Raw genomic sequence first — 25,343 nt, 5'->3', positions numbered from 1 at the left:
AATTTGATTCAGATCATTCGTGGCGTCCCTTGTGCCGACCTAACCTTACGCATCGTTAGTTGCGTAAGAGTGGACGAGAGAGCGATGGGACGCCTCGCAAGCCTGCTGAGCAGGGCGCATGGTCCGCACGAGGATGCGGCGGCCGCGCCGGTGACGACAGCCGACTACTTCATCCTGCTGTCGCGCGCGATGGAGAACCTGCCGGATTCCAGTCCCGAACGTCGCGCCGAGGTCTATCAGTCGGCGCGCCAGGCGCTGGTGACCCAGCTCGAAGCCATGCATCCCCCGGTCTCGCGATCACGGATCAAGGCCGAGCAGCGCGCGCTCGACGACGCGGTCGACACGATCGAGACGCGCGCCGTGACGGCACCGGATGAGGCTGGGACACCGCCAACGCCGCTGGTTCCCGACGAGCTTTCCATCTTTTTTGCTGCCAATACCGACATTCCGACTGCTTCAGTTTCATCAGCCCCCGATGACGCCCAGGATCCCACCATGGCTCAAAGTCAGTTTAATTCCAGATTTTCACCGCGCGCCGTCGAGGAGAAGCCGATGTCACGTCTCGATGAGATCAACCGCGTGCTGCGCAAGCTGCAGAGCGACTCGTTCGGCGTCGAGGCCTGCGCGCTGATCTCCGAGGACGGGCTGATGATCGCGAGCGTGCTCGCCGCGGACATGGAGGAGACGCGGGTCGCCGGCATGACCGCGACCTTGCTGTCGCTCGGCGGCCGCGCCGCGATGGAGCTCGGCCGCAGCCATCTGCAGGAGGTGATCATCCGCGGCGAGTCCGGCTATGCGGTGCTGGTCAGCGCCGGCCGCGGCGCGCTGCTGCTCGCGCTGACCAACGAGAACAGCAAGCTGGGCTTGACCTTCTTCGACATGCGCGAAGCCGTCCGGTCGCTGCAGAAGGTGCTGTAGCGCAGTCGTCATCCAAGTAAGCCGGCGCGCTGCGCCGGCAGGAGTAGCTTCATGGCCAATACCGTCCTCTATGATGACGGCGTTCACAAGAACATTCTGCTGGAGGATTTCAGCGCCGGCGATCTCGCCGTGCAGGCGAACCAGCACCTCATCATCCACGACCGCGTCGGCATGCTGCTCGATCCCGGCGGCCACAAGGTCTACTCCAAGGTGCTGGGCGAGACCTTCACCGAGCTCTCCGGCGGGCGTCTCAAGTACCTATTCCTGTCGCACCAGGACCCCGACATCGTCGCGGCGATCAACGGCTGGCTGATGACGACCGACGCCGACGCCTACATCTCGGAGCTCTGGACCCGCTTCGTGCCGCATTTCGGCTTCGACCACATCGTCGCCGACCGGCTGAAGCCGATCCCCGACGAAGGCATGGTGTTCGATCTCGCCGGCTGCAAGCTCTGTGCGTTGCCAGCGCATTTCCTGCACAGCGAGGGCAATTTCCAGCTCTACGATCCGGTTTCCAAGATCCTCTACAGCGGCGATCTCGGCGCTTCGATCGGCGTCGACTACATCGTCACGCGCGACTTCAAGGCGCATATCCGCTTCATGGAAGGCTTTCACCGCCGCTACATGGTCTCGAACCGCGTGATGAAGGCGTGGGCGCAGATGGTACGTCCGCTCGACATCGAGATCATCGCCCCGCAACACGGCGCGCTGTTTCCGGATGCGGCGATGTCGCGCCAGTTCATCGAATGGTGTGCCGGCCTGGAATGCGGCATCGACCTGATCACGCCGATGTTCAAGGTGCCAGCAGGTTGACATGCTGGCGCCCTCCCCCAATGCCGCGTTCTCCACGCCAGCCGCGCGCGCCGATGCGTCTGTCGTAGCCGGCGAGGACGCGCCGATCTGGCTCGCAACCGCCTTTGCCGTCGCGGGCACGCTGGTCGCCATCATGTCGGCCTCGCTGTGGCAACAGGCGCCGGCTGCGCCCCAAGTGGTGGCCGCGATCCCGGCACCCCAGCCGATCGTCGCCGAGCCGGCATGGAGACCGCCCGAGCCCCCGGCGCCTCTCCCCGCTCTGATCGTCGCGCCGCCGCTGCCCTTGCCCTCCGCCGCCCCGATCGAACCACCGGCGGCCCCCGCCGCACCGACGGCTCGCGCCGAGCCGCTGGGCGCCGCCAAGGCGAGCACCGAATGTTTTGCGCCGCTGGCGGTCGCGTTCGAGCGCGGCAGCACGCGACCGAATCCTGCCGACATGAAGCGTTCGCGGGCGATCCTGCAGAAGGCGCTGTCACGGCACGCCGACGCGACCCTCGTCATCGAGGGACATGCCGATGCCAGCGGCAGCGAGGATCTCAACGTGCTCCTGAGCTATTCGCGCGCCAAGGCCGTCGCAGATCTGTTGCGCAAGGACGGCATCCCCGCCAAGCAGATCGCGGTGCGCGCCGCCGGCGCCGGCGCGGCGCATGGCGATGCCGAGGCTGTGGCCGCGGACCGCAAGGCGCTGCTGCACATTGCCGGCGTCGACGATTGCGATCAACTCACGGCGGTGAAGCGACCATGACCATCTATGCCATCGTGAGCGGCTTCGGCGCCGCCATTCTCCTGCTGACCGCAGGCTATCTGTTCGGCGCGCGCCAGGGTACGCTGGCTCGCGATCAGTTGCGGCGACAGGTGCAATTGCAGGCCGCGAGCCTGGATCAGTTGCAGGAGCAGAGCAGCCACGACGCGATCGAGCGCGAGACCAGTCTGCGCAGCGCGATCCAGGACGTGCTGGCGCCGCTGGTCGAACGCGAGCGCATCTCGCTCGATCTGGCTCAGCTCGCGAGCCGGCCGGGCCGGCGCCGCGAGCTGGTGCCGCTGCTCGACAGGATCGCCGAGGTCGGGCGGTTTGAAACCGTGCTGCTGACGAACGAGGAAGGCCTGCCGCTCGCGGCCAACACGGCCGGCCGTCACACCGAGCGGCTGGCGGCGGCGGCGACGCGGCTGGCGCTGGTCGCCGAGAAGGTCAGTGGCGAGCACGGCGTCGCGCCGCTGTCGGTCATGCTGCGCGATGTGTCGGAGGCGACGACGCTGTGTCGCATCTTCCGGGTGCAGGATCAGACCGTGACGCTGACGGCACTGTCCAACGATCCGCGGCTCACGTCCGTGGCGCTGGATCCCGCGCTGGCCAAGGTGCAGGTCGCGCTGACGGCGCCGGCCTGAGGCGCCCCCCACGACGCAAAGGGCGCAGCACCTCTTGCGAGGCACTGCGCCCTTCGCCGACCTCATTGTCAGGGATGAGGCCGACTACACGCGGGATCGGCCGCGGGCGAGACCCACGACGGCCGACACCAGGAACAGCACGATGGCGATGAAGAAGATGATCTTGGCGATCTCGATGGAGGCGCCGGCGATGCCGCCGAAGCCGAGGATGCCGGCGATCAATGCGATAACCAGGAAGGTGACGACCCAGCCTAACATGACACGACCTCTGTCTCTCGATTGCGGTTCAAGGCGACGCGGAGCTTGCGCCGTTGGCATGACAATCAGGGTCGGGAACAAAGGTTCCGGGCCAGCGGCGCGGTAAAAATTCGCGTTTCGGCGGAACAAAGTCGGCGGAAACAGGCGCGCATTCCGAGGGACTGCCCCGATTTAGGGCTGTAAAACGCACCGGCCGGCCCCATATCACCGACAATCCCTGCTATGAGGGCTCCTTCCTGCAGACCTCTCGATGCCGTCGTATGATGCGGTCAGAGGGACGAGACTGATTCGCTGATGACCGAGCCCAACCGCGTGAGCCCTTTTCCTGCGCCCGACCACCAGCCTGTTGCCGGCGGCATCGCCGCGCGCGCACGCGCGGCTGCGAGCGGGGGTGCGCGCTATCTTGCGGGCCTCAATCCAGAGCAGCGCGAGGCTGTCGAGACACTCGATGGCCCAGTGTTGGTGCTTGCAGGCGCCGGCACCGGCAAGACCCGCGTGCTGACCACGCGCATCGCGCATATTTTGAGCCAGGGCCGCGCGCGGCCGAGCGAAATCCTGTCGGTGACGTTCACCAACAAGGCCGCGCGCGAGATGAAGACGCGCCTCGCCGAGATGTTGGGACAAGCCGTCGAAGGCATGCCGTGGCTCGGCACCTTCCACTCGATCTCCGGGCGCATCCTGCGCAGCCATGCCGAGCTGGTGCAGCTCAAATCCAATTTCACCGTGCTCGACGTCGACGACCAGATCCGCCTGCTCAAGCAGTTGCTGCAGGCCGAGAACGTCGACGACAAGCGCTGGCCGGCGCGCATGCTGGCCGGGCTGATCGACGGCTGGAAGAACCGCGGCCTGGCGCCGTCGCAGGTGCCCTCGGGCGAAGCCGCCGTGTTCGCCAATGGCAAGGGCGGCAAGCTCTATGCGAGCTATCAGGAGCGGCTGAAGATCCTCAACGCCGCCGATTTCGGCGACCTGCTGCTCGAGAGCATCCGGCTGTTCCGCGAGAACCCGGACGTGTTGCGGCAGTATCAGAGCCGCTTCAAGTTCATCCTGGTCGACGAGTATCAGGACACCAACGTCGCGCAATATCTTTGGCTGCGGCTGCTGTCGCAGGCGCCGTCGTCCGCCGGCGCGTCATTGCAGGGCTCGCCCCGGCAATCCATCACTTCCGAAGAAGATGGATCACCGGGTCTCGACCCTGCGCGGCGGCCCGGTGATGACGACAGGAGCATTGCCGCTTCCGGCGCTCCCCCCAAGAACATCTGCTGCGTCGGTGACGACGACCAGTCGATCTATGGCTGGCGCGGTGCCGAGGTCGACAACATCCTGCGCTTCGAGCACGATTTCCCCGGAGCCAGGGTCATTCGCCTGGAGCGCAACTATCGTTCGACCGGGCACATTCTCGCCGCCGCCTCGCATCTGATCACGCACAACGAAGGCCGGCTCGGCAAGACGCTGCACACCGAGGATGTCGAGGGCGAGAAGGTCACCGTCACCGGGGCGTGGGATTCGGAAGAGGAAGCGCGCGGCATCGGCGAGGAGATCGAGGAGCTGCAGCGCAAGGGCGAGCATCTCAACGACGTCGCGATCCTGGTGCGCGCGTCCTACCAGATGCGCGAGTTCGAGGACCGCTTCGTCACGCTCGGCCTGCCCTACCGCGTCATCGGCGGCCCTCGATTCTACGAGCGCGCCGAGATCCGCGATGCGCTGGCGTACTTGCGCGTCATCAACTCGCCGGCCGACGATCTCGCCTTCGAGCGCATCGTCAACGTGCCCAAGCGCGGGCTCGGTGACGCCACCGTGCAGCTGCTGCACGACCACGCCCGCAAGCGCCGCATCCCGCTGTTCGAGGCTGCGCGCGCGGTGGTCGAGACCGACGAGTTGAAGCCGAAGGCGCGCGGTTCGCTGCGCGGACTTCTGCTGCAATTCGAGCGCTGGCGCGCCCAGCGCGAGGTGACGCCGCACACCGAGCTCGCCGAGATCGTGCTCGACGAGAGCGGCTATACCGAGATGTGGCAGAAGGACCGCTCGGCCGACGCGGCCGGACGTCTCGACAACCTCAAGGAGCTGATCCGCTCGATGGAGGAGTTCGAGAACCTGCACGGCTTCCTCGAGCACATCTCGCTGGTGATGGACCGCGAGGGCGCCGCCGACGAGGAAGCTGTGTCGCTGATGACCTTGCATTCGGCCAAGGGGCTGGAATTCGACAACGTCTTCCTGCCGGGCTGGGAGGAAGGCCTGTTTCCGAGCCAGCGCACCCTCGACGAACAGGGGCGCGCCGGCCTGGAAGAGGAGCGCCGCCTCGCCCATGTCGGCCTGACGCGCGCGCGGCGCCGCGCGAAAATCTATTTCGCGACCAACCGCCGCATCCACGGCACCTGGACCACGACCATCCCGTCGCGCTTCCTCGACGAATTGCCGGCCGCCAGCGTCGAGATCACCGAATCCAAGGGCGGCTCCGGCTGGGGCGGCGCCGGCGGCTATGGTCCGTCGCGCTTCGACAATGTCGAGTCGTTCGGATCGAGCTATTCCACGCCGGGCTGGCAGCGCGCCCAGGCGCGCCGCCCCGGCGCAGCACGCGGGTCGTCCGAGGGCGGCTTCAGCGAGCAACAATCGCCGTTCGCAGGGCGTGATCCGTTCGGCGGTAATTTCGGACGCAACAAGCGCGGACCGATGACCATCGAGGGCGAACTGGTGGCCAAATCAACCGGCACCGTCTCGGAATTCACCGTCGGCGACCGCGTCTTTCACCAGAAGTTCGGCTATGGCCGCGTCATCAAGATCGACGGCAACAAGCTGACCATCGCCTTCGACAAGGCCGGCGAGAAGCACGTGGTCGACAGCTTCGTGCAGAGGGCGTGACCCCACGGCCACGGTGCGCCGGCCGCCGCGGGACCGGCGCGGATCGCGGCAACCGAACTTCACACGTCGCCTTGGTTAGGCCTTGACCATGGCAGCGCGCATCGTATGAGATGCAACCATGGTCCGGCGATACATCCTGTTGAGTGTTGCGATCGCGCTGAGCGCGCCGTCGCTTGCGGCGGCGCAGACGATGAGCTTTGCCGACTCGGCGGGGCTGATTGCCTCGAGCTGCGGCGCGGACATCACCGCCAATTGCCGCGGCGTCAATCTCGACTCCAACCGCCTCAAGGAATGCCTGTCGCGCAACCAGGATGTCGTCTCTGCACAGTGCAAGGCCACCTATTTCAAGGCGTTCGAGGCGATCCAGAAGCGCATCGCGGCCCGGGTCACGGTGGCCAATGCCTGCCAGCGCGAGATCGTGAAGCTGTGCGGCGGCTCGACCAAGGAGACCAGCAAATCGATTCCCTGCCTGATGACCGCGAGCGGCGTCGGCGCGCGCTGCCAGCAGTCGCTGGGCGAGGCGGGGTATCGCTGATGCAACGGACAGCGACAGCACTGCTCGGGCTGATCACGGCTTCGTTGCTGGTCGCGAGCGCGCCGGCGTGGTCGCAGGAGGTGACGCGCGAGGACATCGTGCGCCAGCTCAGCCGGTTCGAGACGGCGCCGACGCTGGATCTGCCGGCGCTCAAGCAACAGACCCAGGAACGTTCGAAGATCCGCAGCCGCAACGAACCGCCGCCGCAGAAGCGGACGCCGATCGCGCCGGAGCTCATGACCCTGCCGGCCTTCAACATCGACATCCAGTTCGACGTGGACACGCCGATCGTGCGGCCGGAATCCTACCAGGCCGTCGGCCGGATCGCCGACGCGATGGTCTATTCCGAGCTGCTTCCCTACAGCTTCCTGATCGTCGGGCACGTCGAAGCCAACGGCAAGCGCGAGTCCAACGTCATCCTGAGCCAGCGCCGCGCCGACGCGATCCGCGACATCCTGGCGAACACCTTCAAGATCTCGGTCAAGCGGCTGCAGTCGATCGGCCTGGGCGAAGAGCAACTGCTCGATCCGAGCAAGCCGACCGCCCCTGTCAATCAGCAGATCCAGATCATCACGGTCGCCAAGGCTGCCGAAGAGGCCGCACCGCCGCCGCCAGCCCCCGCTCCGGCTGCATCCGGCAAGCAGGCTCCGCGCAAGCACCGCAATTGACGCAAATGAGCCCTGCGCGAATGCCGTGAACCCGGGGGCGTCCGGGCGCGACTGTCTTGGATGGGGCATCGGCGCGCTGCGACGATCGGCGCAATTGGAACCCGTTCTCAGATCGACGCAGCCCGGCTGCGCTGAGGCCGGGGCGTACCGATTGCCGGTTTGTCGATGCAGCCGCTTGATGGTATAGCCCGGTCTTTACGGCCGTCGATTGAGCGGTGGTCGATCGCATTGACGAGCGAGATAGCCATGAACGCCATGTTCCGACGCCAGATGATCGACTACGTCGAATATCATCGCGATCCGCGCAACGGCCTGATGCATGTGCTCGGGATCGTCCTGCTGTTCCTCGGCGCGGTGCTGCCGCTGAGCTTGTGGCATTTCGACGCGTTCGGCATCCGCATCAGCCTGGGCGCCGTGCTCGCGCTGCCGGTGCTGTTGTATTGGCTGCTGCTCGATGCAGCGCTCGGCGCCGGCATTCTTGCCTTTGCCGTGCTGTTCCTTGCTGTGGCCATGATGATTGCCGATCACGTCCACGGATTGGCCCTATGGGCCTTGTTTGCCGCACTCGTGATCCTCGGCCTCGTGTCGCAGGCGGTGGGTCACAAGCTGTTCGAGCGCAACAATCCGTCACTGCTGGATCATCCGGCGCATCTGTTTCTCGGGCCGATGTTCGTGATGGCGAAGTTGTACGTGGCGTTGGGATTCAAGCCTTCGGTGGCCGATCTCGTCGCGTCCGACCAGCTCACATCCCGTCCTCTTCAAGGCGATCAACGCTCACGTCCCTAATGAAAGTCCTCGTCACCGGCGGCAGTGGTTTTATCGGACATCACCTCGTCTCTGCGCTGGTCGCGCGGGGCGCGGAGGTGCGGGTGCTCGATATCCGCTGCCCGACGCACATGATGGCCGAGGTGGAATATATCGAGGGCTCGGTGCTCGATGCAGGCCTGGTGCGACAGGCCGTGGCCGGCGTCGATCAGGTCTATCATCTCGCCGGGCTGCCCGGCATGTGGATGCCGGACCGCGAGGACTTCTACCGCGTCAATTGCGTCGGCACGGAAACGGTGCTGGCGGCGGCGCGCGCCAACCGGGTGCGCCGCTTCCTGCATTGCTCGACCGAGTCCATCCTGTTCGACTATCCGGGATCGACGGGCGCCGCCTCGGCCCCCACGGCGCCGCCAGCCGAGGCCATGCCGGGGGCCTATACGCGGTCGAAGGCCCTGGCCGAAGCCCGCGCCATGGCCGCCGCCGCAGACGGCTTTCCGCTCGTGGTCGGCACCCCGACGATGCCGATCGGACCGCATGACAGCAACCTGACACCGCCGTCACAGATGCTGCGCCATTTCCTGGACAGCCGTGTTCAGCTCTATCTCGATTTCATCGTCAACCTGGTCGATGTCCGCGACGTCGCCGCAGGCCTGATCCTGGCCATGGAGCGCGGCAAGGTCGGCGAGCGCTACGTGTTCGGCGGCGAGAGCCTGCGCCTCAGCCGCATCCTGGAGCTGATGGCGGTGATCAGCGGCCGCAAGCACGTGGCGCTGCCGGTACCCGGCCGGCTGGCCGAGCTGTCGGCGGGCATGCTGGAGTTCGTCTCCGATCACCTCACCAAGCGCTGCCCCTCCGGCACCGCCGAGGGGGTGCGGATCGCCCGATCCGCGTCCGATCTGTCGATCGACAGGGCCAAGCGGGAACTCGGCTACGCGCCCCGCCCGATCGAGCCCACCTTGCGCGAGACCATCGCCTTCCTGCTCGATTCCGAGCCGGGAAAACGGCTCGACGACAAACAACACCCTTTTCGCACCGCGGCCGAATAGCTAAGAGCGGCCGGTCCAACGTCTCATAACGGTTCCAAGACATGTCCGGCGATGCCAGCCCCATCTCGTCGTTTGCGTTCAGCGGATGGACCACCACCTGGCCCACCTCCCTGCTCGCTGTCATCTGGCTGATCTGGCTCGCCAGCTGGGTCGGGGCCTCGTTCTGGTCCGGGCAGACCCGCAAACATGTGACCGTGATCAAGACCAGCCGCTATCACGCGCTGATCGTGCTCGGCGGCATCCTGTTCACGCCCTGGACCTCGCGTCTGCTCGGCGAGAAGCCGTTCTGGCACCCCGGCGAGACCGGGGTCTACCTGCTGATCGTGGTGACCCTGGCCGGCATCGCCTTTACCTGGTGGGCACGCATCCATCTCGGCCGGTTCTGGTCGAACGCCATCACCCACAAGGAAGGCCACAAGGTCATCGATACCGGCCCCTATGGCATGGTCCGGCATCCGATCTATACCGGCCTCATCCTCGGCATGATCGCGACCGGCATTGCCGTGGGGACGGTCAGCGCGGTGCTCGGCGCCGTCCTGATCTCGCTCGGCATGGCCTGGAAGGCCAAGATGGAAGAGGTGTTCCTGGCCCAGGAGCTGGGACCAGACTACGTTGCCTACAGCCAGCGGGTGCCGATGATCATCCCGTTCATGCCGGCGGGCTGACGCGCAAGGCTGCTCAGCGCCTGACGACGGCTTCGGGCTGCGGCGAAGCCGGCTGGTTGGCAGCCTGCGGCAGCAAATGGCGCGGCAGGATGATGCGCTGCCCGGGGATCAGAGGCTGGGCCGCGAGGCCGCGATTGGACTGCTGCAGCGCCCAGAGCGGAACGCGATAATTGGCGGCGATCTGGTCGAGGGTCTCGCCCGGCCGCACCGCCACGGAGGTGCCGCTGTCCCACAGCTCCACAGATGTCTTGGGCGGGACCAGATAGCGCAGCTGCACCGGGTCGACATCCGCCGTCGCGGAGGTCTGCGAGAGCTGGCTGATCATCGTCACCAGCTGGGCGTGCACATCCTCCATCTTGTCGATGTTGATGTGCGTGACCTCGTCATGATCCTTCATGTCGAAGCTGGCGTAGTGGCCGCGGAAGCCCGGCTCGGGCTTCACGTCGCCGCCGCCGAGAATGTTGTCCGACAGGAACAGATTGATGAAGCGCTGCACGTTCGGCGGCACGCTCTTGGTGGCATGTGCCGGATCGACGGTGACCACGAGGGCGACCGGGATGTTCTGCTCCTGGAGGGTGATCGCGATCCGGACGCTGCACAGCCCGCCCATCGAGTGGCCGATCAGCACGATCGGCCCCCCATCCTGGCGGTAGTTCTTGGCGACCTGCAGCGCGATCAGGTCGCACAGCGTGAATTCATAGACGCTCGCCCAGAACCCGGCCTTCTCGATCTTCTCCGCAAGCCGGTCCATGCCGGTGGAGAACAGCGGCCCGAGCGCGCCGCGGAACAGGTAGACCCGCGGCGGCGGCAGCGGCTGGGTCGCCTCCGGCGGCGGGGGCGGCACGGCGCGGATCGCGGCGGGAGTGGACGCCGGGGATGCTTTGGCGGATCGGGTGGGCGCGGAGGCCGAAGCGGCGCCGGACTGCGCGGCCAGCGAATTGCTCGAGGCGGCAAGTCCGGCAAGGAGAAAGGTTGCGGTCAACAGGAGCGCGGGCAGCCTCCTGCCGGCCGCCGGGTTGGCTGCATCGAGCCGCCGCCTCGCGATCTGCGCCACGCCGGTCATTCGTGCTCCCGGGAAAGCTCAAAGCTGAAATCGGACAGGGTCATGTGGCCCTGCCATACCGCTTGTCGGCGCCGAATGGGAGCATTTTGGGGCGCGCGCGCGATGGCGCGGCCGCCGATTACCGGTAGCCGGTGACGTTGGCGGCGCGCTGCGGAGCCGCCATGCGGGTCGGCGGTGCAGCCGGCCGGCCCTTGCCGCCGAACACGACCGAGTCGATCGCCCCGATCACCTTCTGCTGCATGATCTGGTTCTTCTCGATGGTGATGTGGCCGACGCCCGGCACCGCTGCCACGTCGACATTCTCGAGCTTGCCGCGGAAGCCGTCGGCGCGGCGGACCGGCTCGCCGTTGCCGCTGGCAATGTAGAAGTTGATGTAGCGCTCGGCATTGCCGCCCACGAGCTTGGTCTTGAACACCGAGTCGAGACCGATCGCGAGCTTCACGGGGACGCCGAGCTGGCCGAGCTTGTTGATCATGTCGGGCAGCGCGGTCGCGCCGGAGGAATGGCCAACCAGGATGATGGTCTTGATGCGGCCGGCGCGATAGGCGGCCGCGGCCTCGTCCGCCAGCGACGACCACGACACGAAATTGGCGACCGTGTTCGGGATGCCCTGCGAATCCAGCTTGGCGGCGATGTCGTCGAGGCCGAGCGAGAAGATGTTGAGCACCCCGCGCAGGAGATACACATGCGTGGTGCTGGCGGCGCTGGCGGCCGCCGGGCTCGGCGCCGCGCGGACCGATCCGGTCCCGAGCGGCAGAACGAGCGCCAAGGCCAGTGCGACCATGCTCAACCGACGCGCCGAGACGATGCGCGTTGTGAGGGTTCGAATGGTGCTGGTCGATGGCGTCATCGGTCCTTCTCCGCGGCGGAAACGTCGAGACGGCGCGAACCGTACCCAAGATGCTCGCGGACGCAACATCGCCGGACAGTCCGAGATGCGTTCATGCCCGGGACGTTGCCACGCGGCAACACTTGGCCAAACGAGCCACGAAAAAGCCCAACAAGCGACACGATCGGGAGGGGTCGTGCGATTGCAGGAGCATCGGGCCGTTCCTATCTGAGCCCTCTCTCCGGCTGCTGTGCCTGTTGAACGCGCAGCTTTCGAATCGCATCCCATCCTCCTCTGATCGAATCCCCTCGTGATGGCTCCCGTCATTTCCGTTTCCGGCCTGTCGAAGACCTATGCGTCGGGCTTCACATCGCTGAACAACATCGACCTTTCGATCGAGCGCGGCGAGATCTTTGCGCTGCTCGGCCCGAACGGCGCCGGCAAGACCACGCTGATCAGCATCATCTGCGGCATCGTCAACGCGTCCTCGGGCAAGGTCGCGGTCGGCGGTCATGACATCGACGGCGACTATCGCGCCGCACGGGCCATGATCGGCCTCGTTCCGCAGGAGCTGCACACCGATTCGTTCGAGAGCGTCTGGGCGACCGTCAGCTTCAGCCGCGGATTGTTCGGCAAGCCGAAGAACCCCGCCCTCATCGAGAAGATCCTCAAGGATCTCTCGCTCTGGGACAAGAAGGACGCCAAGATCATCACGCTGTCCGGCGGCATGAAGCGCCGCGTGATGATTGCGAAAGCGCTGTCGCACGAGCCGCAGGTGCTGTTCCTGGACGAGCCGACCGCCGGCGTCGACGTCGAGCTGCGCAAGGGCATGTGGGACGTCGTGCGCGAGCTCAAGGCCGCCGGCGTCACGATCATTCTCACCACGCACTACATCGAGGAGGCCGAGGAGATGGCCGACCGCGTCGGCGTGATCAACAAGGGCGAGATCGTGCTGGTGGAGCACAAGGCCCAGCTGATGCAGAAGCTCGGCCGCAAGCGGCTCAGCCTGCACCTGCAGCAGCGGATCGACGCCGTTCCGGAGGCGCTCGCGCCGTATCAGCTCGCTCTGTCGGACGACGGCTGGAAGCTCGCTTATGATTACGACACCAAGGGCGAGCGCACCGGCATCACAAGCCTGCTCGGCGACCTCAGGACGGCCGGCATCCGCTTCGTCGATCTCGAGACCAAGCAATCATCCCTGGAAGACATCTTCGTGAGCCTGGTGCGGCAATGAATTTTCGCGCAGTCGCCGCAATCTACAAATTCGAGATGGCGCGCACCTGGCGCACGCTGCTGCAAAGCATCGTGTCGCCCGTGGTGTCGACCTCGCTCTATTTCGTCGTTTTCGGCGCCGCGATCGGCTCGCGCATCAGCGAGGTGCAGGGCGTGAGCTACGGCACCTTCATCGTGCCCGGCCTCGTCATGCTGTCGGTGCTGACGCAGAGCATCGCCAACGCCTCGTTCGGGATCTATTTTCCGAAATTCATCGGCACGATCTACGAGATCCTCTCGGCGCCGATCTCGCATGTCGAGATCGTGCTCGGCTATGTCGGGGCAGCCGCGACGAAATCGATCATCCTCGGGCTGATCATCCTCGCCACCGCCGGCCTGTTCGTGCCGCTGCACATCCAGCACCCGGTGTGGATGCTGTCGTTCCTGGTGCTGACGGCGGTGACCTTCAGCCTGTTCGGCTTCATCATCGGCATCTGGGCCGACGGCTTCGAGAAGCTGCAGATGATCCCGATGCTGGTGGTGACGCCGCTGACCTTCCTCGGCGGCAGCTTCTACTCGGTCAACATGCTGCCGCCGGCGTGGCACTCGATCGCGCTGCTCAATCCGGTCGTGTACCTGATCTCGGGCTTTCGCTGGAGCTTCTACGAGATCGCCGACGTCAGGGTCGAGATCAGTGTCGCCATGACGCTGGCGTTTCTCGCGATCTGCATGACCATCATCTGGTGGATCTTCAAGACGGGCTACCGGCTCAAGCGCTGAGCCGGTGCCGCTTCAGCCGGCGTTCATCAGCGGTAGCAGTGGAAGCGGCCATAGCCGTCGCGATAGCCGCGGCAGTGATAATGGCGGTGGTAGTAGGAGCGATGCGGGATGCCGAGCACGCCCTCGACGGCTCCAACCGCGCCGCCGACGCCCGCGCCGACAGCGCCTCCGACGACGCCCCCCACCGGCCCGGCGATGCGGTTACCTTCGTGCGCACCCTCGTGCGCGCCACGGATGATGCCTTGGGCATGGGCAAACTGCGGGAGCGCCAGCCAGGCGAGCGCCAAGATGAACAGCGCGAGTGCGGCGAGCAGATAGGTCAGCTTCTGCGGAGCCCGGTCGTCGAGCACCGCCGTCTTGGCCTTCATCGTGAGCATTTTGAATCCTGGGAACCGCATGGAGGAATGCTTGAAACGCGGATGCGGCCGAAAAGTTGCGCGCGCGTGACGAAATGGCCGGATTAGAGGGCTTCCTAAACAATGGCCGCAGCCGGTCGCGGAAATGTCAGCGCCGGAGAACGCGCCCGAGCCTTTGCCCGGCGCGCTCCGCCTATTAAGGTTGAGGTCGCCCTCAGCTGGAACAAAGCCCGGATTTCCGACATATTGCAGGCCGAGACGATGATCCGCGGCGTTCACTGAAATCCCGTTCGAAGGTCTCGGCAAAGTCGAGGGCCTGGAGGCCAGAGGTTACATGCGTACCATTCTTTTTGCGGTTGCCGGCTTCGCCTTGTTGTTTGCCACGCCGGCGCTCGCCAAGATCGACATCACCGTCGACAAGAACAACCAGATCATGACCGTGGCGGTCGATGGCGTCGAACGCTACCGCTGGCCGGTGTCGAGCGGCATTCCCTCGCGCGAGACGCCGAACGGCACCTTCCGCGCATTCCGCATGGAGGCCGACCACTATTCGAAGGAATTCGACGACGCGCCGATGCCGAACTCGATCTTCTTCACCAAGGCCGGACATGCCATTCACGGCACGGATTCGGAAGGCCGGCTCGGCACTCCCGCCTCGCATGGCTGCGTCCGGCTGTCGAAGGCCAATGCCGCAACGCTCTACGCGCTCGTGCAAAAGGATGGCGTCCTCAACACCACGGTGACCCTGACGGGATCGGCCGAAGTGGCGATGGCGCGCAATCCGCGCCGCGGCACCGCCGTCGCCCGGCGCGACGTCCAGCCGCAATATGACGACAGCGGCGAACCGGTGGTGCTCACTCCGCAGCCACAATTGCTGCCGGGTCGCCAGGTCGTTCCGCAGCAGCGCCCGGATGATGGCTACATCTATCCGGCCGACGGCAGCGACAACGGCGTCCGCTATCCTGCCCCGCGCGGCACCAGCCGCCGCGTCTACGACGCGCAAGCCTATCCGCAGCAGCAGGACCGGTCGTATTATTACGACAACGGCAATCCAAGCTATGCGCAGCCGCGCTACTACCAGCCGCGCTCGTATTATCAGCCGCGCGGCGGCTACTACACCTATCAGGACTGATCCGGCCGATCGGCGGAGCCGGCCGCTTCAGCGCCCGGCTCCGTTGGTCCCCTATTCCGCGTTGACGCGCTCCAGCGACGCGGGCGCGGGCTCGGCGGCAGCCTGCCCGCGAGCGGACGGCGCTCGCTTGCGGCGCTGCACGAAGTACTGGTCCGCCAGCACGCCGATCAGGATCACGGTGCCCATCACGGCGAAATTCAGCGAGCTCGGGATCCCCAGCAGGTTGACCAGATTCTGCAGCACCTGCAGCAGAATCGTGCCGAGCACGACGCCGATGATCGAGCCCTCGCCGCCGCGCAGCGAGCAGCCGCCGAGCACCGCCGCGGCGATCGCGTAGAGCTCATAGAACGAGCCGTGCACCGCCGGCGAAATCGAGCGGGTGTACATCGCGATCAGCACCGCGGATAGCGCGGTCAATCCGCCGCAGATCACATAGGCTGATATCGTGACGCGATCGGAGCGGATGCCGGAATAGCGCGCCGCTTCCTCGTTCTTGCCGACGGCGTAGAAGTAGCGGCCATACACCGAACGGTGCAGCACCAACCAGGCGATGCCGGCCACGATCACCAGCGCGACGACACTGTGCGGCAGCGGAAAGCCAAGCACGTTGGTGCGGCCCGCCGCGAGCCATTCCAGCATCGGAAAGCTCGCGCCATAGCCGAAGCCGGCGGTCGCATCCTCGGTATAGTAGCGCGCAGCGCCGCGGTAGATCAGAAGCCCGCACAACGTCACCACGAAAGGCTGGATGCGCATCTTGGTGGTGAGCACGCCGTGCATCGTGCCGATGGCGACGCCGCCGGCGATGATGAGGAAGAAGGCCAGGATCCAGTCGACGTCGCGATTGACGATCAGGTCGATGAACAGCACGCCGAGCAGCGCGATCACCGATCCGACCGCGAGCTCGATGCCGCCCACGATGATGACGAAGGCCTCCGCGATCGAGAAGATGCCGAACATGCCGACCTGGTTGGCGGTGTTGGAGAGATTGCCGACCAGCAGGAAGCGCGGATTGATGAAGGCCACGACCGCGCCGACCACCAGGATCAGGATCAGCAGGCTGAGATCTTTCTTTTGCACGTTCGCCCCTCTCAGATGCTATGGCCGACGGCAAGCTGGAGCACGTTGTGCTCGCTAAACTCGCTGCGCGCCAGGAAACCGGAGATCCGGCCCTCGTGCATCACCGCGATGCGGTCGCTGACCCCGATCACCTCTTCCATGTCGCTCGATATCATCAATATCGCGACGCCCGCGTCGGCCAGCCGCCGCAGCATATCGTAGATCTCCTGCTTGGCGCCGACATCGATGCCGCGGGTCGGTTCGTCGAAGATCAGGACCTTCGGGCGCATCGACAGCCATTTGGCCAGCACGACCTTCTGCTGGTTGCCGCCGGATAGTGTTCCGACCTGCATCTTGACGTCGGTGGCCCGGATCTTGAGGCGTTCGCGCTGGCGGTCGGCGTTGTCGGTCTCGCGAGACCTGTCCACCAATCCAAGGCTTGCATAGGATGCGAGATCCGGCAGGGAGATATTCTCGGCGATTGGAAAGTCGAGCAGCAGGCCGCAGCCTTTGCGGTCTTCCGGAATGAGGTAGATCCCCCGGTCGATCGCCGCGCGCGGCGTCGAGATGCGGACGGGCTCGCCATCGAGACTGATGCCGCCGGCCAGCAAGGGTTCGACGCCGAAGATGGCGCGGGCAAGCTCGGTCCGTCCGGAGCCGACGAGCCCGGCGAGACCGAGGATCTCGCCGCGCCGCAGCTGCAGGCTCACCGCACGGCTGGGATAGGTGGATGTGATGGCATCGACGACGTCGAGGACTATGTTGCCGGGCGGCGCGGCCGGCGGCACATAGAGCGACCGCAGATCCCGGCCGATCATCAGCCGGATCATCGCTGCCGGATTGAGCTCGCCGCGCGTCAGCGTGCCCACGGTGCGGCCGTCGCGCAGCACGACGGCACGATCCGCACATTGCACCACCTCGTTCAGGCGGTGGGTGATGAAGATGACGCTGACGCCGTCGGCCTTCAGCCCGGCGATCACCTGCATCAGCCGCTCGGTCTCCGACAGGGTCAGGCTCGAGGTCGGCTCGTCCATGATGACGCAGCGCGCGTTGAGCGACAGCGCCTTGATGATCTCGACCAGTTGGCGCTGCGCGAGCGACAGCTCCGCGAGCGGCGTGTCCGGCGCGAAATCGGCCGCGAGCCGCGCGATCAGCGGCCGCACCTTGGCGCGCAGCGTAGCGCGGTCGATCAGCCGCAACGGGCCGCCAAAGACCGGCTCGCGGCCGATGAACACGTTGCCGGCGACATCGAGATTGTCGAACAGGTTCAGTTCCTGGTGCACGAAGGCGATGCCGGCCGCAATCGCATCCGTCACGGTATAGCCGGTCCGATCGGCGCCATCGATCCGGACCGTGCCGCTGCTCGGCGCGACCACGCCGCCGAGCACGCGCATCAGGGTCGACTTGCCGGCGCCGTTCTCACCGAGCAGGGCGATCACCTCGCCGGGCGCGACCGACAGGCTGACGTGGTCGAGCGCGACCACGCCAGGATAGGTCTTGCCGATGTCGATCAGCTCGAGGAAGGGCTCGCGCACGCCAGCCGTCGCATCACTTCTTCAGCATCGTCTTCATCTGCGACATGAAGTCGTCGACGTTCGATTTCTCGATCACCTTGCCGGGCACGATGATGATGCCGCCCGCCGGAACGCCGGACTTGTCGCCCTGTACGACCTTCGCCATCAGCTTCATGCCCTGATAGCCCCATTCGAACGGCTGCTGCACGACCGTGCCCTCGATCGCGCCGTCCTTGACGCCGCCGAGGGTGATCGGATCCTCGTCGAAGCCGATGATCTTGATCTTGCCGAGCTTGCCGGCCTCCTTCAGCACTTCGTAGATGCGCGGGGTGTTGTAGGAGTAGAAGCCGACCAGGCAGCTCACATCGGGCATCGCCGCGAGAATATCCTCGACGTTGCGCTTGGCGCGGGTCTGATCGATCTCGTCGCCGCGGACGTCGACCAGTTCGACCTTCGAGCCCTTGATCGTCTCCTTCACGCCCTCGATGCGCTCGCGCGCGTTGTCGGCGCCGAGCAGGCCGACGAAGCCGACGCATTTGCCGCCATTCGGCAGCGCCTTCAGCATCAGCTTGCCGGCGTCCTTGCCAAGCTCGGTGTTGGAGGAGCCGATATAGGCGATGCGCTTCGATTGCGGAGCGTCGCTGTCGGTGGTGAAGAGCACCGTCTGCCCGGCGATCTTGTTGAGGTGCTCCGTCTGGTTCTTCGGATCGACCGCGCTCACCATGATTCCGGCTGCCCCCGCCGCGACGAGGTCATCCAGCATCCGCTGTTGCACGGCGGCGGCCGCCTGCTCCGGATATTTGAGCTGCAGGCTGTAATCGGGCAGCTCGCCCTGCGCCTTCTTCACGCCGGCCTCGGCGATCTTCCAGAAGTCGGACGCGCCGTTGACCACGAAGGCCAGCACCTTCTTGTCTGCCGCTCCGGCCGAGCCCACACCAAGCGCCATCGCCAACAACGCAGACGCACCAGCCATCCAAAGACGCTTCATCGAACCCCTCCCATGTGAAGCCGACCTGCTTGATGCGGCCGGCGCTTTGTAGTCGCCACAAGAACTCATAGGGCCGAGAGGAAAGCTTCCCTCGGTCGGGCAGAGAGCTCAGCTCGATCTCGGCAGCCCGACGTGCTCATTCCCGCTGGCACAGCGGCATCAGCCCATGGGGTCGTGGAGATTTGAATCTAAGATCGCCCGTGCATGCCAGCTGCTGGCCCTTCGAAAAGCATCGCAATCGGGGGCAACATATGAGGCACGCACCTCAGGTAGCATGATCAGGGCCGCCACGCAACAAAGCCGGAAGGAAGACGAATATTTAAGCGTTTTGCGGCGCAATACGTGCACACGCCCAGCGATCGGCATGGCGAACTGCCACTGCAATGCAACCGAAACGAAGGGGCGCTGCGAGGTGCGCACCTCTTATCATCGCGCGTGACGCCGGCGCCTCGTCGACGGGAAGGGCCTCGCGGGCGAGCAGCCGTCGCGCTTACGCTATTCACCGTCGCGCAGCCGCCGATACACGGCGCCGAGAATATTGGAATAATCGTCCGTCCATACCCGCTCGCCCTCGGTCGGGTCGGTCTCGGTCCATTTGTTCGACGACGCGATCTTGCCGACGTCGGCGTCGTCGCGGGCGCTGATGACGACGTCGGTGGAGAAGATGTACTCGTCGTCGCGCCCGGAGTCCTCGTTGTAGACCCAGCTCTTCAGGTCGTTGGCGTCGGCGATGCCGACGACGACGCTCTCGAGTTCGAGGTGGCGGTTGGAGACGTGCATAACGACCGCGCCCTGCGGCGCCAGCTTGGCCTTGTAGATCGCCATCGCCTCCTCGGTGGCGAGATGGATCGGGATCGCATCGGACGAATAGGCGTCGACGATGATGAGGTCGTAGACGCCGTCGGGCTCCTTAGCGAAGGTCAGCCGGGCGTCGCCGATGACTGGCTTGATGTCTGGCGCGCAATTCCTGATGTAGCTGAAGTATTTCGGGTCACTGGCGGTATCGACCATGGTCTGGTCGATCTCGAAGTATTTCCAATCTTCGCCCGGCTCGGCAGCACAAGTCAGCGTGCCCGCACCGACGCCGATCACGGCGACCTTCAGTGGCGCGCCCTTGCGCTCGCGGATCGCGGTGATGGCGCGGCCGATGCCGCCGTCCTTGTGGTAGTAGGTGATCGGCTCGGGACGTCCGGTGACTTTGGAGCCGTCGGCGTTGAGATATTTCTGAGCACCATGGATCGTCGTGCCGTGCATCAGCACGTGGTAGTGGCCATCCGAGGTCACGACGATCTTGTGCACGCCGAAGAAGCTGCGCACCGTCTCGACGCGGCCGTCATCGGCCGGATAGGCGCGGATCAGGACCAGCGCGAGCGCGGCGGTCGCAAACACCTTCCAGCGGCCGCCGTTGAGCAGCAGCGCGAGCAGTGCCGCGAGCGCGCCGACTGCGCCGGCGACGTAGACGCGATGGTCCTCGAGATAGGTCGTGACCTTGCCGGTCAAGCCGGCCGGCACCAGCAGCGCGATCGCGATCGCGGCCAGCGCGATCCAGTACCAGCGCGTGATCTTCGGCAAACGCTCGGTGGCCGCCGGGCGGCACAGCGCCGCCGTCGCCAGCAGGATCGGATATTCGGCGACCCATGAAAAGGCGTAGGGCGCGATCAGGCCCGCGAACAGGCCGCCGACCATGCCGCCGAACGACAGCGCGACGTAGAAGCCGGTGAGATATTTCGCGGCCGGCCGCGTGCGGGCCAGTTCGCCATGACAGGCCATCGCGATCACGAAGAAGCAGAGCTGGTGACCACCCAAAGTGAGCGCGAGGTTCTGCTCGCCGCCGAAGGCCAGGAGCACGACGACACCGGCGATCGCGAGCGGTTGCAGCGCCAGCATCCATTTGTGCGGCAGCAGCGGCCGCGACTGAAACACCAGCACCCAGGTGAGCAGATAGAGCGACAGCGGCAGCACCCAAAGCAGCGGCGCGGCCGCGACGTCCGTGGAGATGTGCGCGGTCACGGCGATCAGCAGGCCCGAGGGCACGGCTGCGAGGAAGATCCAACGCAGGCGCAGCAGCCAGCGGGGCGCAGGCGCGTCGCTCACGTCGCTCTGCAGCAGGCTCGCCACCGTGACGGGCGAGCGCAACAGCAGCACGCCGCAGCCTGCGATCAGCGCGATCAGCACGCCATAGCCGCCGGTCCAGATCAGGTTCTGCATGCGCAGGCTGAAGATGGGCTCGATCAGCAAAGGATAGGACAGCAGCGCGAGAAAGCTGCCGATGTTCGACGAAGCATAGAGGAAGTATGGATCGGGCCCCGCCGGATGGCCCGTTCGCACGAACCAGGCCTGCAACAGCGGATTGTTGGCGGCGAGCGCGAAGAACGGCAGGCCGATCGAGGCCGCGAACAGGCCGAGCAGCCAGAGCGCATAGCCCGAGGTCGGCGGATCGCCCCAATGCCCCGCGATCGACAGCGGCAAACTCAAAAGCGCGAAGCCGAGCAGCAGCAGATGGATGGCTACCGGGAGCACGCGGCTGCGCAATTGCGTGAGGAAATGCGCATAGGCGTAGCCGGCGAGCAGCAGCGCCTGGAAGAACACCATCGCCACCGACCAGACCGCCGGCGAGCCGCCGAGCCGCGGCAGCACCATCTTGGTGAACAGCGGCTGCACCGAGAACAGCAACAGCGCGCTGACGAAGATCGCGGCGGTATAGACGACGAGGACCAGCCGGTTGCGCGCAGCGGAGGGATGAGCGACGGCGGCGGACGAGGCGATTGAGGTCATGGCAACTCCAGCAGCGCGGCCGTCAATCAGGTGCGGGGCCAGACCACGACGCGCAGACGAGACATAGCGGATCGAGAGGCGGTATGGCGAGCAGCTGGGGCAAAACCGAGTTCCCCTTGACGCGGCGCCGATCCGGGGCGACAGCACGTCTCGACGGTTCCCGAAAGGACGGACTCCTGTCGGTCATTAATCAGGGCTTTTTGAAGCGCACATGAACGAAACCGACGTGATCATCATCGGCGCGGGCCATAACGGCCTGACCTGTGCGGCCTATCTTGCCATGGCGGGACTGCGCGTGCATGTGGTCGAGCGTCGCAAGGTGGTCGGCGGTGCGGCCGTGACCGAGGAATTTCATCCCGGCTTCCGCAACTCCGTCGCCTCCTACACGGTGAGCCTGCTCAATCCGCGCGTCATCGCCGACCTGAAACTGCATCAGCATGGCCTCGAGATCGTCGAGCGGCGGGCGCAGAATTTTCTGCCGTCGCCCGATGGCCGCTATCTGCTGACCGGCGAGGGCCGCACGCAGGCCTCGATCGCCCGCCTCAGCAGCCGCGACGCCGAAGCGATCGGGCCATTCTCAGCCCGGCTGGAAGCGATCGCGGACGTGCTGCGCAGCCTGGTGCTGCGGGCGCCGCCGAATCTCGTGGCCCAGTTCGGGCTGCCGGCGATCCGCGAGGCCTTCAACGCACTCGGCACAGCCAATACTCTGCGGGCCCTGTCGCTGGAGCAGCAGCGCGATCTGCTCGACCTGTTCACGCGCTCGGCCGGCGAGATGCTCGAGGAGATCTTCGAGGCCGACCTGGTGAAAGCGCTGTTCGGCTTCGACGCCATCGTCGGCAATTATGCGAGCCCCTACGCGGCCGGCTCCGCCTATGTGATGCTGCATCACGCCTTCGGCGAGGTGAACGGCAAGAAGGGCGTCTGGGGCCATGCGATCGGCGGCATGGGCGCGATCACCCAGGCGATGGCGCGCAGCCTGAAGGAGCTGGGAACACTCGTCGAGGTCGACTGCGGCGTGCGCGAGGTGATCGTCGAACGCGACCGCGCCACAGGCGTCGTGCTGGAGGACGGCCGCGCTCTCCGCGCCCGCTATGTCGCAGCCAACGTCAATCCCAAGCTGTTGTATACGCGGATGGTGCCGTCAGGCGCCTTGCCGGAGGCGTTCCTGAGCCGCATCCGGACCTGGCGCAACGGCTCTGGCACGTTCCGCATGAACGTGGCACTGAGCGGCCTGCCCTCGTTCAGCGCGCTGCCGGGCGATGGCGATCATCTCTCCGCCGGCATCATCCTGGCCCCCAGCCTGGGCTACATGGACCGGGCCTATCTCGACGCTCGCGCGCAGGGCTGGAGCTGCGATCCCGTGGTCGAGCTGCTGATCCCCTCCACGCTCGATCCGACGCTCGCCCCGCCGGGGCAGCATGTTGCCAGCCTGTTCTGCCAGCATGTCGCGCCCGACCTGCCGGACGGACGCTCCTGGGACGATCATCGCGAGGAAGTCGCCGATCTCATGATCGCAACCGTCGACCGCTACGCGCCCGGCTTCGCCGGCAGCGTGATCGGCCGGCAGGTGCTGTCACCGCTGGATCTGGAGCGTCAATTCGGCCTGCTCGGCGGCGACATTTTTCACGGCGCCCTGACCCTGAACCAGCTGTTCTCGGCCCGCCCGATGCTCGGCCACGCCGATTATCGCTCGCCGCTGAAGGGCCTCTACCATTGCGGCTCGGGCAGCCACCCCGGCGGAGGCGTGACCGGCGCGCCCGGCCATAATGCGGCGCAGGCTATTCTGGCCGATCATCGCGCGTTGTTCGGCTGAGGACAAGCCGGGCACAGACTGTGGAAGGCTTTGCCCGTAACCCCGTGGACAGGCTGTGCAAGCGACGCGTGTGAGCCGGTGGACGGATCGCCGCGACGACTGTGCACAACGCTGTGGAGCGATCGTGGCTGAGCTGTCGAATTCGGCGCCCCGAACGAAAAACCGGGCGCTGAGGCCCGGTCCTCCGAGAACGCCGCTTCGCAGATCACTTCAAGGACGAATTGATCGAGTCGAACTTGCTGCTCATGGAGCTGCCCAGGCCGTTGACGGCCGCGATGATCGCGAGGGAAATGCCGGCCGCAATCAAGCCGTATTCGATCGCGGTTGCACCGGACTCATCGCGCAAGAACTTCAAGAGAATGGTCGTCATCTTCACCTCGTTTCCCAACCCAGGAACCGAGGCTTTTCCGGTTCCCATGACGGGAACCTTACGCCGAGAGAACCTAAGGTTGGTCTAACAAGGCTCGCTCAACTCGTTGCGATATTTCACGCCAATTACGATGCAACTTTTAGGCACGGAAGATGCCCCTCGACGACAGCCGGAAGCTGCCCAAAAACCGCGAGGTTCGGCCAAAGAGCTTGCGCCGGCGGTGAGATTGCTTAACCACACCGTTGATTTGTTCCCGGACGAGCCAAATGACATCAGCCACGACGCCTGCGACCTACAAAGCCACCTTCACGGTTCCGGACGAAGCGACGGCGCGGCCGGCGGTGGACGTGCTGACCGAAGTGTTCTTCGAGGGCGACGCGGCTGTCGCGGCGTTCGAGCGTCCGGACGGACATTGGGACGTCACGGTCCATTTCGCCGACCCGCCCGACCAGGCCCTGGTGCGCGAGCTCGTCGGCGGAGCGGCGGGGGCCGAGACGGCCCAGAGCCTGACGTTCGACGTTGTCGAGGCCAAGGACTGGGTCAAGGCCAGCCTCGACGACCTCGTTCCGGTCCCGGCCGGCCGCTTCCTGGTCCACGGCGCTCACGATCGCCGGCGCGTGCCCGGCAACAAGCTCGGCATCGAAATCGAGGCGGCGCTCGCCTTCGGCACGGGCCATCACGGCACCACCCGCGGCTGCCTGCTGCTGCTCGACCACGTCTTGAAGAGGGGCGCGCCCCGGCGTGTGCTCGACCTCGGCACCGGAACCGGCGTCCTCGCCATCGCCGCCGCGAAGGCGCTTCACCAGCCGGTGCTGGCCAGCGACATCGATGCCCCCTCGGTCGCAGTCGCCCGCGACAATGCCCGGCTCAACGGCGCAGGCCCCCTGGTCCAAGTCATCCGCGCCACCGGTTTCGCGGCCGACGATTTTGCCGAACGGGGCCCGTTCGACCTGGTGCTGGCCAACATTCTCGCCAACCCGCTCCGGCAGCTGGCCGCGCCGATGCAGCGTCATCTGGCACGAGGCGCCTTCGTGATCCTGTCGGGCCTACTGACGCCGCAGGCGCGCGCGGTCGTTGCCGCCTATCGCGCACGCGGTCTGATTCCCGTCCGGCATCTGAGAATCGAGGGTTGGAGCAGCCTGCTGCTGCAGAAGCGGCAGTAACGGAGCAGATCGCCTCGAGGCGGCGAAACAAGGCGAGGCAGGGAAGACGGCTTGGAGGATCGCTACGTCTTCGGCTGGTTCGGCTGAGCGCCGGAGTCGGACTGGTCACGAGGCGCACGTCGAAGACGCGGTTCGACCAGACGATTGACGAGACCGGCCAGCGCGCTGCGCGGCTTCTCGACAGGTGGTGAGGCCGGTGCGCGTGGCGTCGGCGCCGACAGTTTCTCGAAGGTAAAAGCAGGCATTGTGCATCCCCTCGCCATTGAGTTGAGGCACTCCCCGGATTGTGCGACCGTGGATGATCTTTACGATCGTGGTCGGCACATCCATCACGTTTCCTCGCCGCATCTCTTTCGGATGACCGGCATGCGACAGCAAATCT

General features: G+C 65.8%; 25 protein-coding genes. 15 read left to right on the top strand and 10 right to left on the bottom strand.

The window, feature by feature from the left end; genetic code table 11:
* Nucleotides 1-84: 84 nt before the first annotated feature.
* The 4 genes from HL666_RS02180 to HL666_RS02165 are packed head-to-tail and all read left to right on the top strand — an operon-like array spanning nucleotide 85 to nucleotide 3,117.
* Nucleotides 85-918, top strand: a complete 834-nt coding sequence (locus tag HL666_RS02180; RefSeq protein WP_172179648.1) for a roadblock/LC7 domain-containing protein — start codon at nucleotides 85-87, stop codon at nucleotides 916-918.
* Nucleotides 919-969: 51 nt separating this feature from the next.
* The gene (locus tag HL666_RS02175; RefSeq protein ID WP_172179646.1) at nucleotides 970-1,731 is read left to right on the top strand and encodes an oxygen-binding di-iron domain-containing protein; all 762 of its coding nucleotides are present in this window, start codon (nucleotides 970-972) and stop codon (nucleotides 1,729-1,731) included.
* Nucleotide 1,732: 1 nt separating this feature from the next.
* Nucleotides 1,733-2,476 carry an OmpA family protein gene (locus tag HL666_RS02170; RefSeq protein WP_172179644.1) on the top strand — a complete coding sequence of 248 codons (744 nt, stop codon included), beginning with the start codon at nucleotides 1,733-1,735 and terminating at the stop codon, nucleotides 2,474-2,476.
* Nucleotides 2,473-3,117 carry a hypothetical protein gene (locus HL666_RS02165; RefSeq protein ID WP_210261689.1) on the top strand — a complete coding sequence of 215 codons (645 nt, stop codon included), beginning with the start codon at nucleotides 2,473-2,475 and terminating at the stop codon, nucleotides 3,115-3,117. Before HL666_RS02170 ends, HL666_RS02165 begins: the two co-directional genes overlap by 4 nt.
* Before the next feature lie 84 nt (nucleotides 3,118-3,201).
* Here HL666_RS02165 and HL666_RS02160 read toward each other — a convergent pair whose 3' ends face one another.
* Nucleotides 3,202-3,375, bottom strand: a complete 174-nt coding sequence (locus tag HL666_RS02160; RefSeq protein ID WP_006614063.1) for a DUF1328 domain-containing protein — start codon at nucleotides 3,373-3,375, stop codon at nucleotides 3,202-3,204.
* A gap of 294 nt (nucleotides 3,376-3,669) precedes the next feature.
* Here HL666_RS02160 and HL666_RS02155 point away from each other — a divergent pair, with 294 nt between their 5' ends.
* The 6 genes from HL666_RS02155 to HL666_RS02130 all read left to right on the top strand — a co-directional run bounded on the left by HL666_RS02155 (nucleotide 3,670) and on the right by HL666_RS02130 (nucleotide 9,910).
* Complete coding sequence (locus tag HL666_RS02155) at nucleotides 3,670-6,231, top strand: ATP-dependent helicase (RefSeq protein ID WP_172179642.1); 2,562 nt, start codon at nucleotides 3,670-3,672, stop codon at nucleotides 6,229-6,231.
* Nucleotides 6,232-6,349: 118 nt separating this feature from the next.
* Nucleotides 6,350-6,766 (top strand): hypothetical protein, encoded by a 417-nt coding sequence (locus HL666_RS02150; protein WP_172111011.1) that lies wholly within the window; start codon nucleotides 6,350-6,352, stop codon nucleotides 6,764-6,766.
* A complete protein-coding gene (locus HL666_RS02145; RefSeq protein ID WP_172179640.1) occupies nucleotides 6,766-7,434 on the top strand; it encodes an OmpA family protein in 669 nt (222 codons plus the stop codon). The genes HL666_RS02150 and HL666_RS02145 overlap by 1 nt, the downstream gene beginning before the upstream one ends.
* A 246-nt stretch (nucleotides 7,435-7,680) precedes the next feature.
* Nucleotides 7,681-8,220, top strand: coding sequence for an Mpo1-like protein (locus tag HL666_RS02140; protein WP_172111287.1), 540 nt, complete (start codon nucleotides 7,681-7,683; stop codon nucleotides 8,218-8,220).
* Nucleotides 8,220-9,245: an NAD-dependent epimerase/dehydratase family protein gene (locus tag HL666_RS02135; protein WP_172111013.1), complete on the top strand. Its 1,026-nt coding sequence runs from the start codon at nucleotides 8,220-8,222 to the stop codon at nucleotides 9,243-9,245. The genes HL666_RS02140 and HL666_RS02135 overlap by 1 nt, the downstream gene beginning before the upstream one ends.
* 41 nt (nucleotides 9,246-9,286) lie before the next feature.
* Entirely contained in the window at nucleotides 9,287-9,910 is a 624-nt protein-coding gene (locus tag HL666_RS02130) for a methyltransferase family protein (protein WP_172179638.1), read from the top strand.
* Between the two features lie 13 nt (nucleotides 9,911-9,923).
* Here the strand turns inward: HL666_RS02130 and HL666_RS02125 are convergent, their stop codons facing one another.
* Together HL666_RS02125 and HL666_RS02120 are read right to left on the bottom strand one after the other, a co-directional pair.
* Entirely contained in the window at nucleotides 9,924-10,973 is a 1,050-nt protein-coding gene (locus HL666_RS02125) for a LysM peptidoglycan-binding domain-containing protein (RefSeq protein WP_172179636.1), read from the bottom strand.
* A 118-nt stretch (nucleotides 10,974-11,091) separates the two neighbouring features.
* Complete coding sequence (locus HL666_RS02120) at nucleotides 11,092-11,823, bottom strand: hypothetical protein (protein ID WP_172131712.1); 732 nt, start codon at nucleotides 11,821-11,823, stop codon at nucleotides 11,092-11,094.
* Between the two features lie 292 nt (nucleotides 11,824-12,115).
* On the opposite strand from HL666_RS02120, the gene HL666_RS02115 reads away from it, so the two are divergent.
* Together HL666_RS02115 and HL666_RS02110 are read left to right on the top strand one after the other, a co-directional pair.
* Complete coding sequence (locus HL666_RS02115; RefSeq protein WP_172179634.1) at nucleotides 12,116-13,036, top strand: ABC transporter ATP-binding protein; 921 nt, start codon at nucleotides 12,116-12,118, stop codon at nucleotides 13,034-13,036.
* Nucleotides 13,033-13,794: an ABC transporter permease gene (locus tag HL666_RS02110; protein ID WP_172131710.1), complete on the top strand. Its 762-nt coding sequence runs from the start codon at nucleotides 13,033-13,035 to the stop codon at nucleotides 13,792-13,794. The genes HL666_RS02115 and HL666_RS02110 overlap by 4 nt, the downstream gene beginning before the upstream one ends.
* A gap of 26 nt (nucleotides 13,795-13,820) precedes the next feature.
* Here HL666_RS02110 and HL666_RS02105 read toward each other — a convergent pair whose 3' ends face one another.
* Nucleotides 13,821-14,171, bottom strand: coding sequence for a hypothetical protein (locus HL666_RS02105; protein WP_172131709.1), 351 nt, complete (start codon nucleotides 14,169-14,171; stop codon nucleotides 13,821-13,823).
* Between the two features lie 313 nt (nucleotides 14,172-14,484).
* Here HL666_RS02105 and HL666_RS02100 point away from each other — a divergent pair, with 313 nt between their 5' ends.
* Nucleotides 14,485-15,282 carry a L,D-transpeptidase family protein gene (locus HL666_RS02100; protein WP_172111020.1) on the top strand — a complete coding sequence of 266 codons (798 nt, stop codon included), beginning with the start codon at nucleotides 14,485-14,487 and terminating at the stop codon, nucleotides 15,280-15,282.
* Nucleotides 15,283-15,333: 51 nt separating this feature from the next.
* On the opposite strand, the gene HL666_RS02095 is transcribed toward HL666_RS02100, so the two are convergent.
* From HL666_RS02095 to HL666_RS02080, 4 genes are all read right to left on the bottom strand, one after another.
* Complete coding sequence (locus HL666_RS02095) at nucleotides 15,334-16,359, bottom strand: ABC transporter permease (protein ID WP_172179632.1); 1,026 nt, start codon at nucleotides 16,357-16,359, stop codon at nucleotides 15,334-15,336.
* Between the two features lie 11 nt (nucleotides 16,360-16,370).
* Nucleotides 16,371-17,873 carry a sugar ABC transporter ATP-binding protein gene (locus HL666_RS02090; RefSeq protein ID WP_172179630.1) on the bottom strand — a complete coding sequence of 501 codons (1,503 nt, stop codon included), beginning with the start codon at nucleotides 17,871-17,873 and terminating at the stop codon, nucleotides 16,371-16,373.
* A 13-nt stretch (nucleotides 17,874-17,886) separates the two neighbouring features.
* Entirely contained in the window at nucleotides 17,887-18,840 is a 954-nt protein-coding gene (locus HL666_RS02085) for a sugar-binding protein (RefSeq protein WP_172111023.1), read from the bottom strand.
* Nucleotides 18,841-19,335: 495 nt separating this feature from the next.
* Nucleotides 19,336-21,615, bottom strand: coding sequence for a spermidine synthase (locus tag HL666_RS02080; RefSeq protein WP_172111024.1), 2,280 nt, complete (start codon nucleotides 21,613-21,615; stop codon nucleotides 19,336-19,338).
* Between the two features lie 211 nt (nucleotides 21,616-21,826).
* Here HL666_RS02080 and HL666_RS02075 point away from each other — a divergent pair, with 211 nt between their 5' ends.
* Nucleotides 21,827-23,428 (top strand): phytoene desaturase family protein, encoded by a 1,602-nt coding sequence (locus HL666_RS02075; protein ID WP_172111025.1) that lies wholly within the window; start codon nucleotides 21,827-21,829, stop codon nucleotides 23,426-23,428.
* 205 nt (nucleotides 23,429-23,633) lie between these two features.
* Here HL666_RS02075 and HL666_RS02070 read toward each other — a convergent pair whose 3' ends face one another.
* Nucleotides 23,634-23,798, bottom strand: a complete 165-nt coding sequence (locus tag HL666_RS02070; protein ID WP_172111026.1) for a Flp family type IVb pilin — start codon at nucleotides 23,796-23,798, stop codon at nucleotides 23,634-23,636.
* A gap of 266 nt (nucleotides 23,799-24,064) precedes the next feature.
* On the opposite strand from HL666_RS02070, the gene HL666_RS02065 reads away from it, so the two are divergent.
* The gene (locus HL666_RS02065; RefSeq protein WP_172131708.1) at nucleotides 24,065-24,961 is read left to right on the top strand and encodes a 50S ribosomal protein L11 methyltransferase; all 897 of its coding nucleotides are present in this window, start codon (nucleotides 24,065-24,067) and stop codon (nucleotides 24,959-24,961) included.
* Between the two features lie 62 nt (nucleotides 24,962-25,023).
* Here HL666_RS02065 and HL666_RS02060 read toward each other — a convergent pair whose 3' ends face one another.
* Entirely contained in the window at nucleotides 25,024-25,206 is a 183-nt protein-coding gene (locus tag HL666_RS02060; RefSeq protein ID WP_172131707.1) for a hypothetical protein, read from the bottom strand.
* Nucleotides 25,207-25,343 lie beyond the last annotated feature (137 nt).

This window comes from Bradyrhizobium aeschynomenes (assembly GCF_013178945.1).
GTDB classification, from domain to species: domain Bacteria; phylum Pseudomonadota; class Alphaproteobacteria; order Rhizobiales; family Xanthobacteraceae; genus Bradyrhizobium; species Bradyrhizobium aeschynomenes.
This window is presented reverse-complemented; position numbering and strand designations above follow the sequence as displayed.

What these genes read in the sequence shown, in the direction of transcription:
- HL666_RS02180 (WP_172179648.1), top strand. Translation starts at nt 85, where the DNA reads ATGGGACGCCTCGCAAGCCTGCTGAGCAGGGCGCATGGTCCGCACGAG.
- HL666_RS02175 (WP_172179646.1), top strand. Translation starts at nt 970, where the DNA reads ATGGCCAATACCGTCCTCTATGATGACGGCGTTCACAAGAACATTCTG.
- HL666_RS02170 (WP_172179644.1), top strand. Translation starts at nt 1,733, where the DNA reads ATGCTGGCGCCCTCCCCCAATGCCGCGTTCTCCACGCCAGCCGCGCGC.
- HL666_RS02165 (WP_210261689.1), top strand. Translation starts at nt 2,473, where the DNA reads ATGACCATCTATGCCATCGTGAGCGGCTTCGGCGCCGCCATTCTCCTG.
- HL666_RS02160 (WP_006614063.1), bottom strand. Translation starts at nt 3,375, where the DNA reads ATGTTAGGCTGGGTCGTCACCTTCCTGGTTATCGCATTGATCGCCGGC.
- HL666_RS02155 (WP_172179642.1), top strand. Translation starts at nt 3,670, where the DNA reads ATGACCGAGCCCAACCGCGTGAGCCCTTTTCCTGCGCCCGACCACCAG.
- HL666_RS02150 (WP_172111011.1), top strand. Translation starts at nt 6,350, where the DNA reads ATGGTCCGGCGATACATCCTGTTGAGTGTTGCGATCGCGCTGAGCGCG.
- HL666_RS02145 (WP_172179640.1), top strand. Translation starts at nt 6,766, where the DNA reads ATGCAACGGACAGCGACAGCACTGCTCGGGCTGATCACGGCTTCGTTG.
- HL666_RS02140 (WP_172111287.1), top strand. Translation starts at nt 7,681, where the DNA reads ATGAACGCCATGTTCCGACGCCAGATGATCGACTACGTCGAATATCAT.
- HL666_RS02135 (WP_172111013.1), top strand. Translation starts at nt 8,220, where the DNA reads ATGAAAGTCCTCGTCACCGGCGGCAGTGGTTTTATCGGACATCACCTC.
- HL666_RS02130 (WP_172179638.1), top strand. Translation starts at nt 9,287, where the DNA reads ATGTCCGGCGATGCCAGCCCCATCTCGTCGTTTGCGTTCAGCGGATGG.
- HL666_RS02125 (WP_172179636.1), bottom strand. Translation starts at nt 10,973, where the DNA reads ATGACCGGCGTGGCGCAGATCGCGAGGCGGCGGCTCGATGCAGCCAAC.
- HL666_RS02120 (WP_172131712.1), bottom strand. Translation starts at nt 11,823, where the DNA reads ATGACGCCATCGACCAGCACCATTCGAACCCTCACAACGCGCATCGTC.
- HL666_RS02115 (WP_172179634.1), top strand. Translation starts at nt 12,116, where the DNA reads ATGGCTCCCGTCATTTCCGTTTCCGGCCTGTCGAAGACCTATGCGTCG.
- HL666_RS02110 (WP_172131710.1), top strand. Translation starts at nt 13,033, where the DNA reads ATGAATTTTCGCGCAGTCGCCGCAATCTACAAATTCGAGATGGCGCGC.
- HL666_RS02105 (WP_172131709.1), bottom strand. Translation starts at nt 14,171, where the DNA reads ATGCTCACGATGAAGGCCAAGACGGCGGTGCTCGACGACCGGGCTCCG.
- HL666_RS02100 (WP_172111020.1), top strand. Translation starts at nt 14,485, where the DNA reads ATGCGTACCATTCTTTTTGCGGTTGCCGGCTTCGCCTTGTTGTTTGCC.
- HL666_RS02085 (WP_172111023.1), bottom strand. Translation starts at nt 18,840, where the DNA reads ATGAAGCGTCTTTGGATGGCTGGTGCGTCTGCGTTGTTGGCGATGGCG.
- HL666_RS02080 (WP_172111024.1), bottom strand. Translation starts at nt 21,615, where the DNA reads ATGACCTCAATCGCCTCGTCCGCCGCCGTCGCTCATCCCTCCGCTGCG.
- HL666_RS02075 (WP_172111025.1), top strand. Translation starts at nt 21,827, where the DNA reads ATGAACGAAACCGACGTGATCATCATCGGCGCGGGCCATAACGGCCTG.
- HL666_RS02070 (WP_172111026.1), bottom strand. Translation starts at nt 23,798, where the DNA reads ATGACGACCATTCTCTTGAAGTTCTTGCGCGATGAGTCCGGTGCAACC.
- HL666_RS02065 (WP_172131708.1), top strand. Translation starts at nt 24,065, where the DNA reads ATGACATCAGCCACGACGCCTGCGACCTACAAAGCCACCTTCACGGTT.
- HL666_RS02060 (WP_172131707.1), bottom strand. Translation starts at nt 25,206, where the DNA reads ATGCCTGCTTTTACCTTCGAGAAACTGTCGGCGCCGACGCCACGCGCA.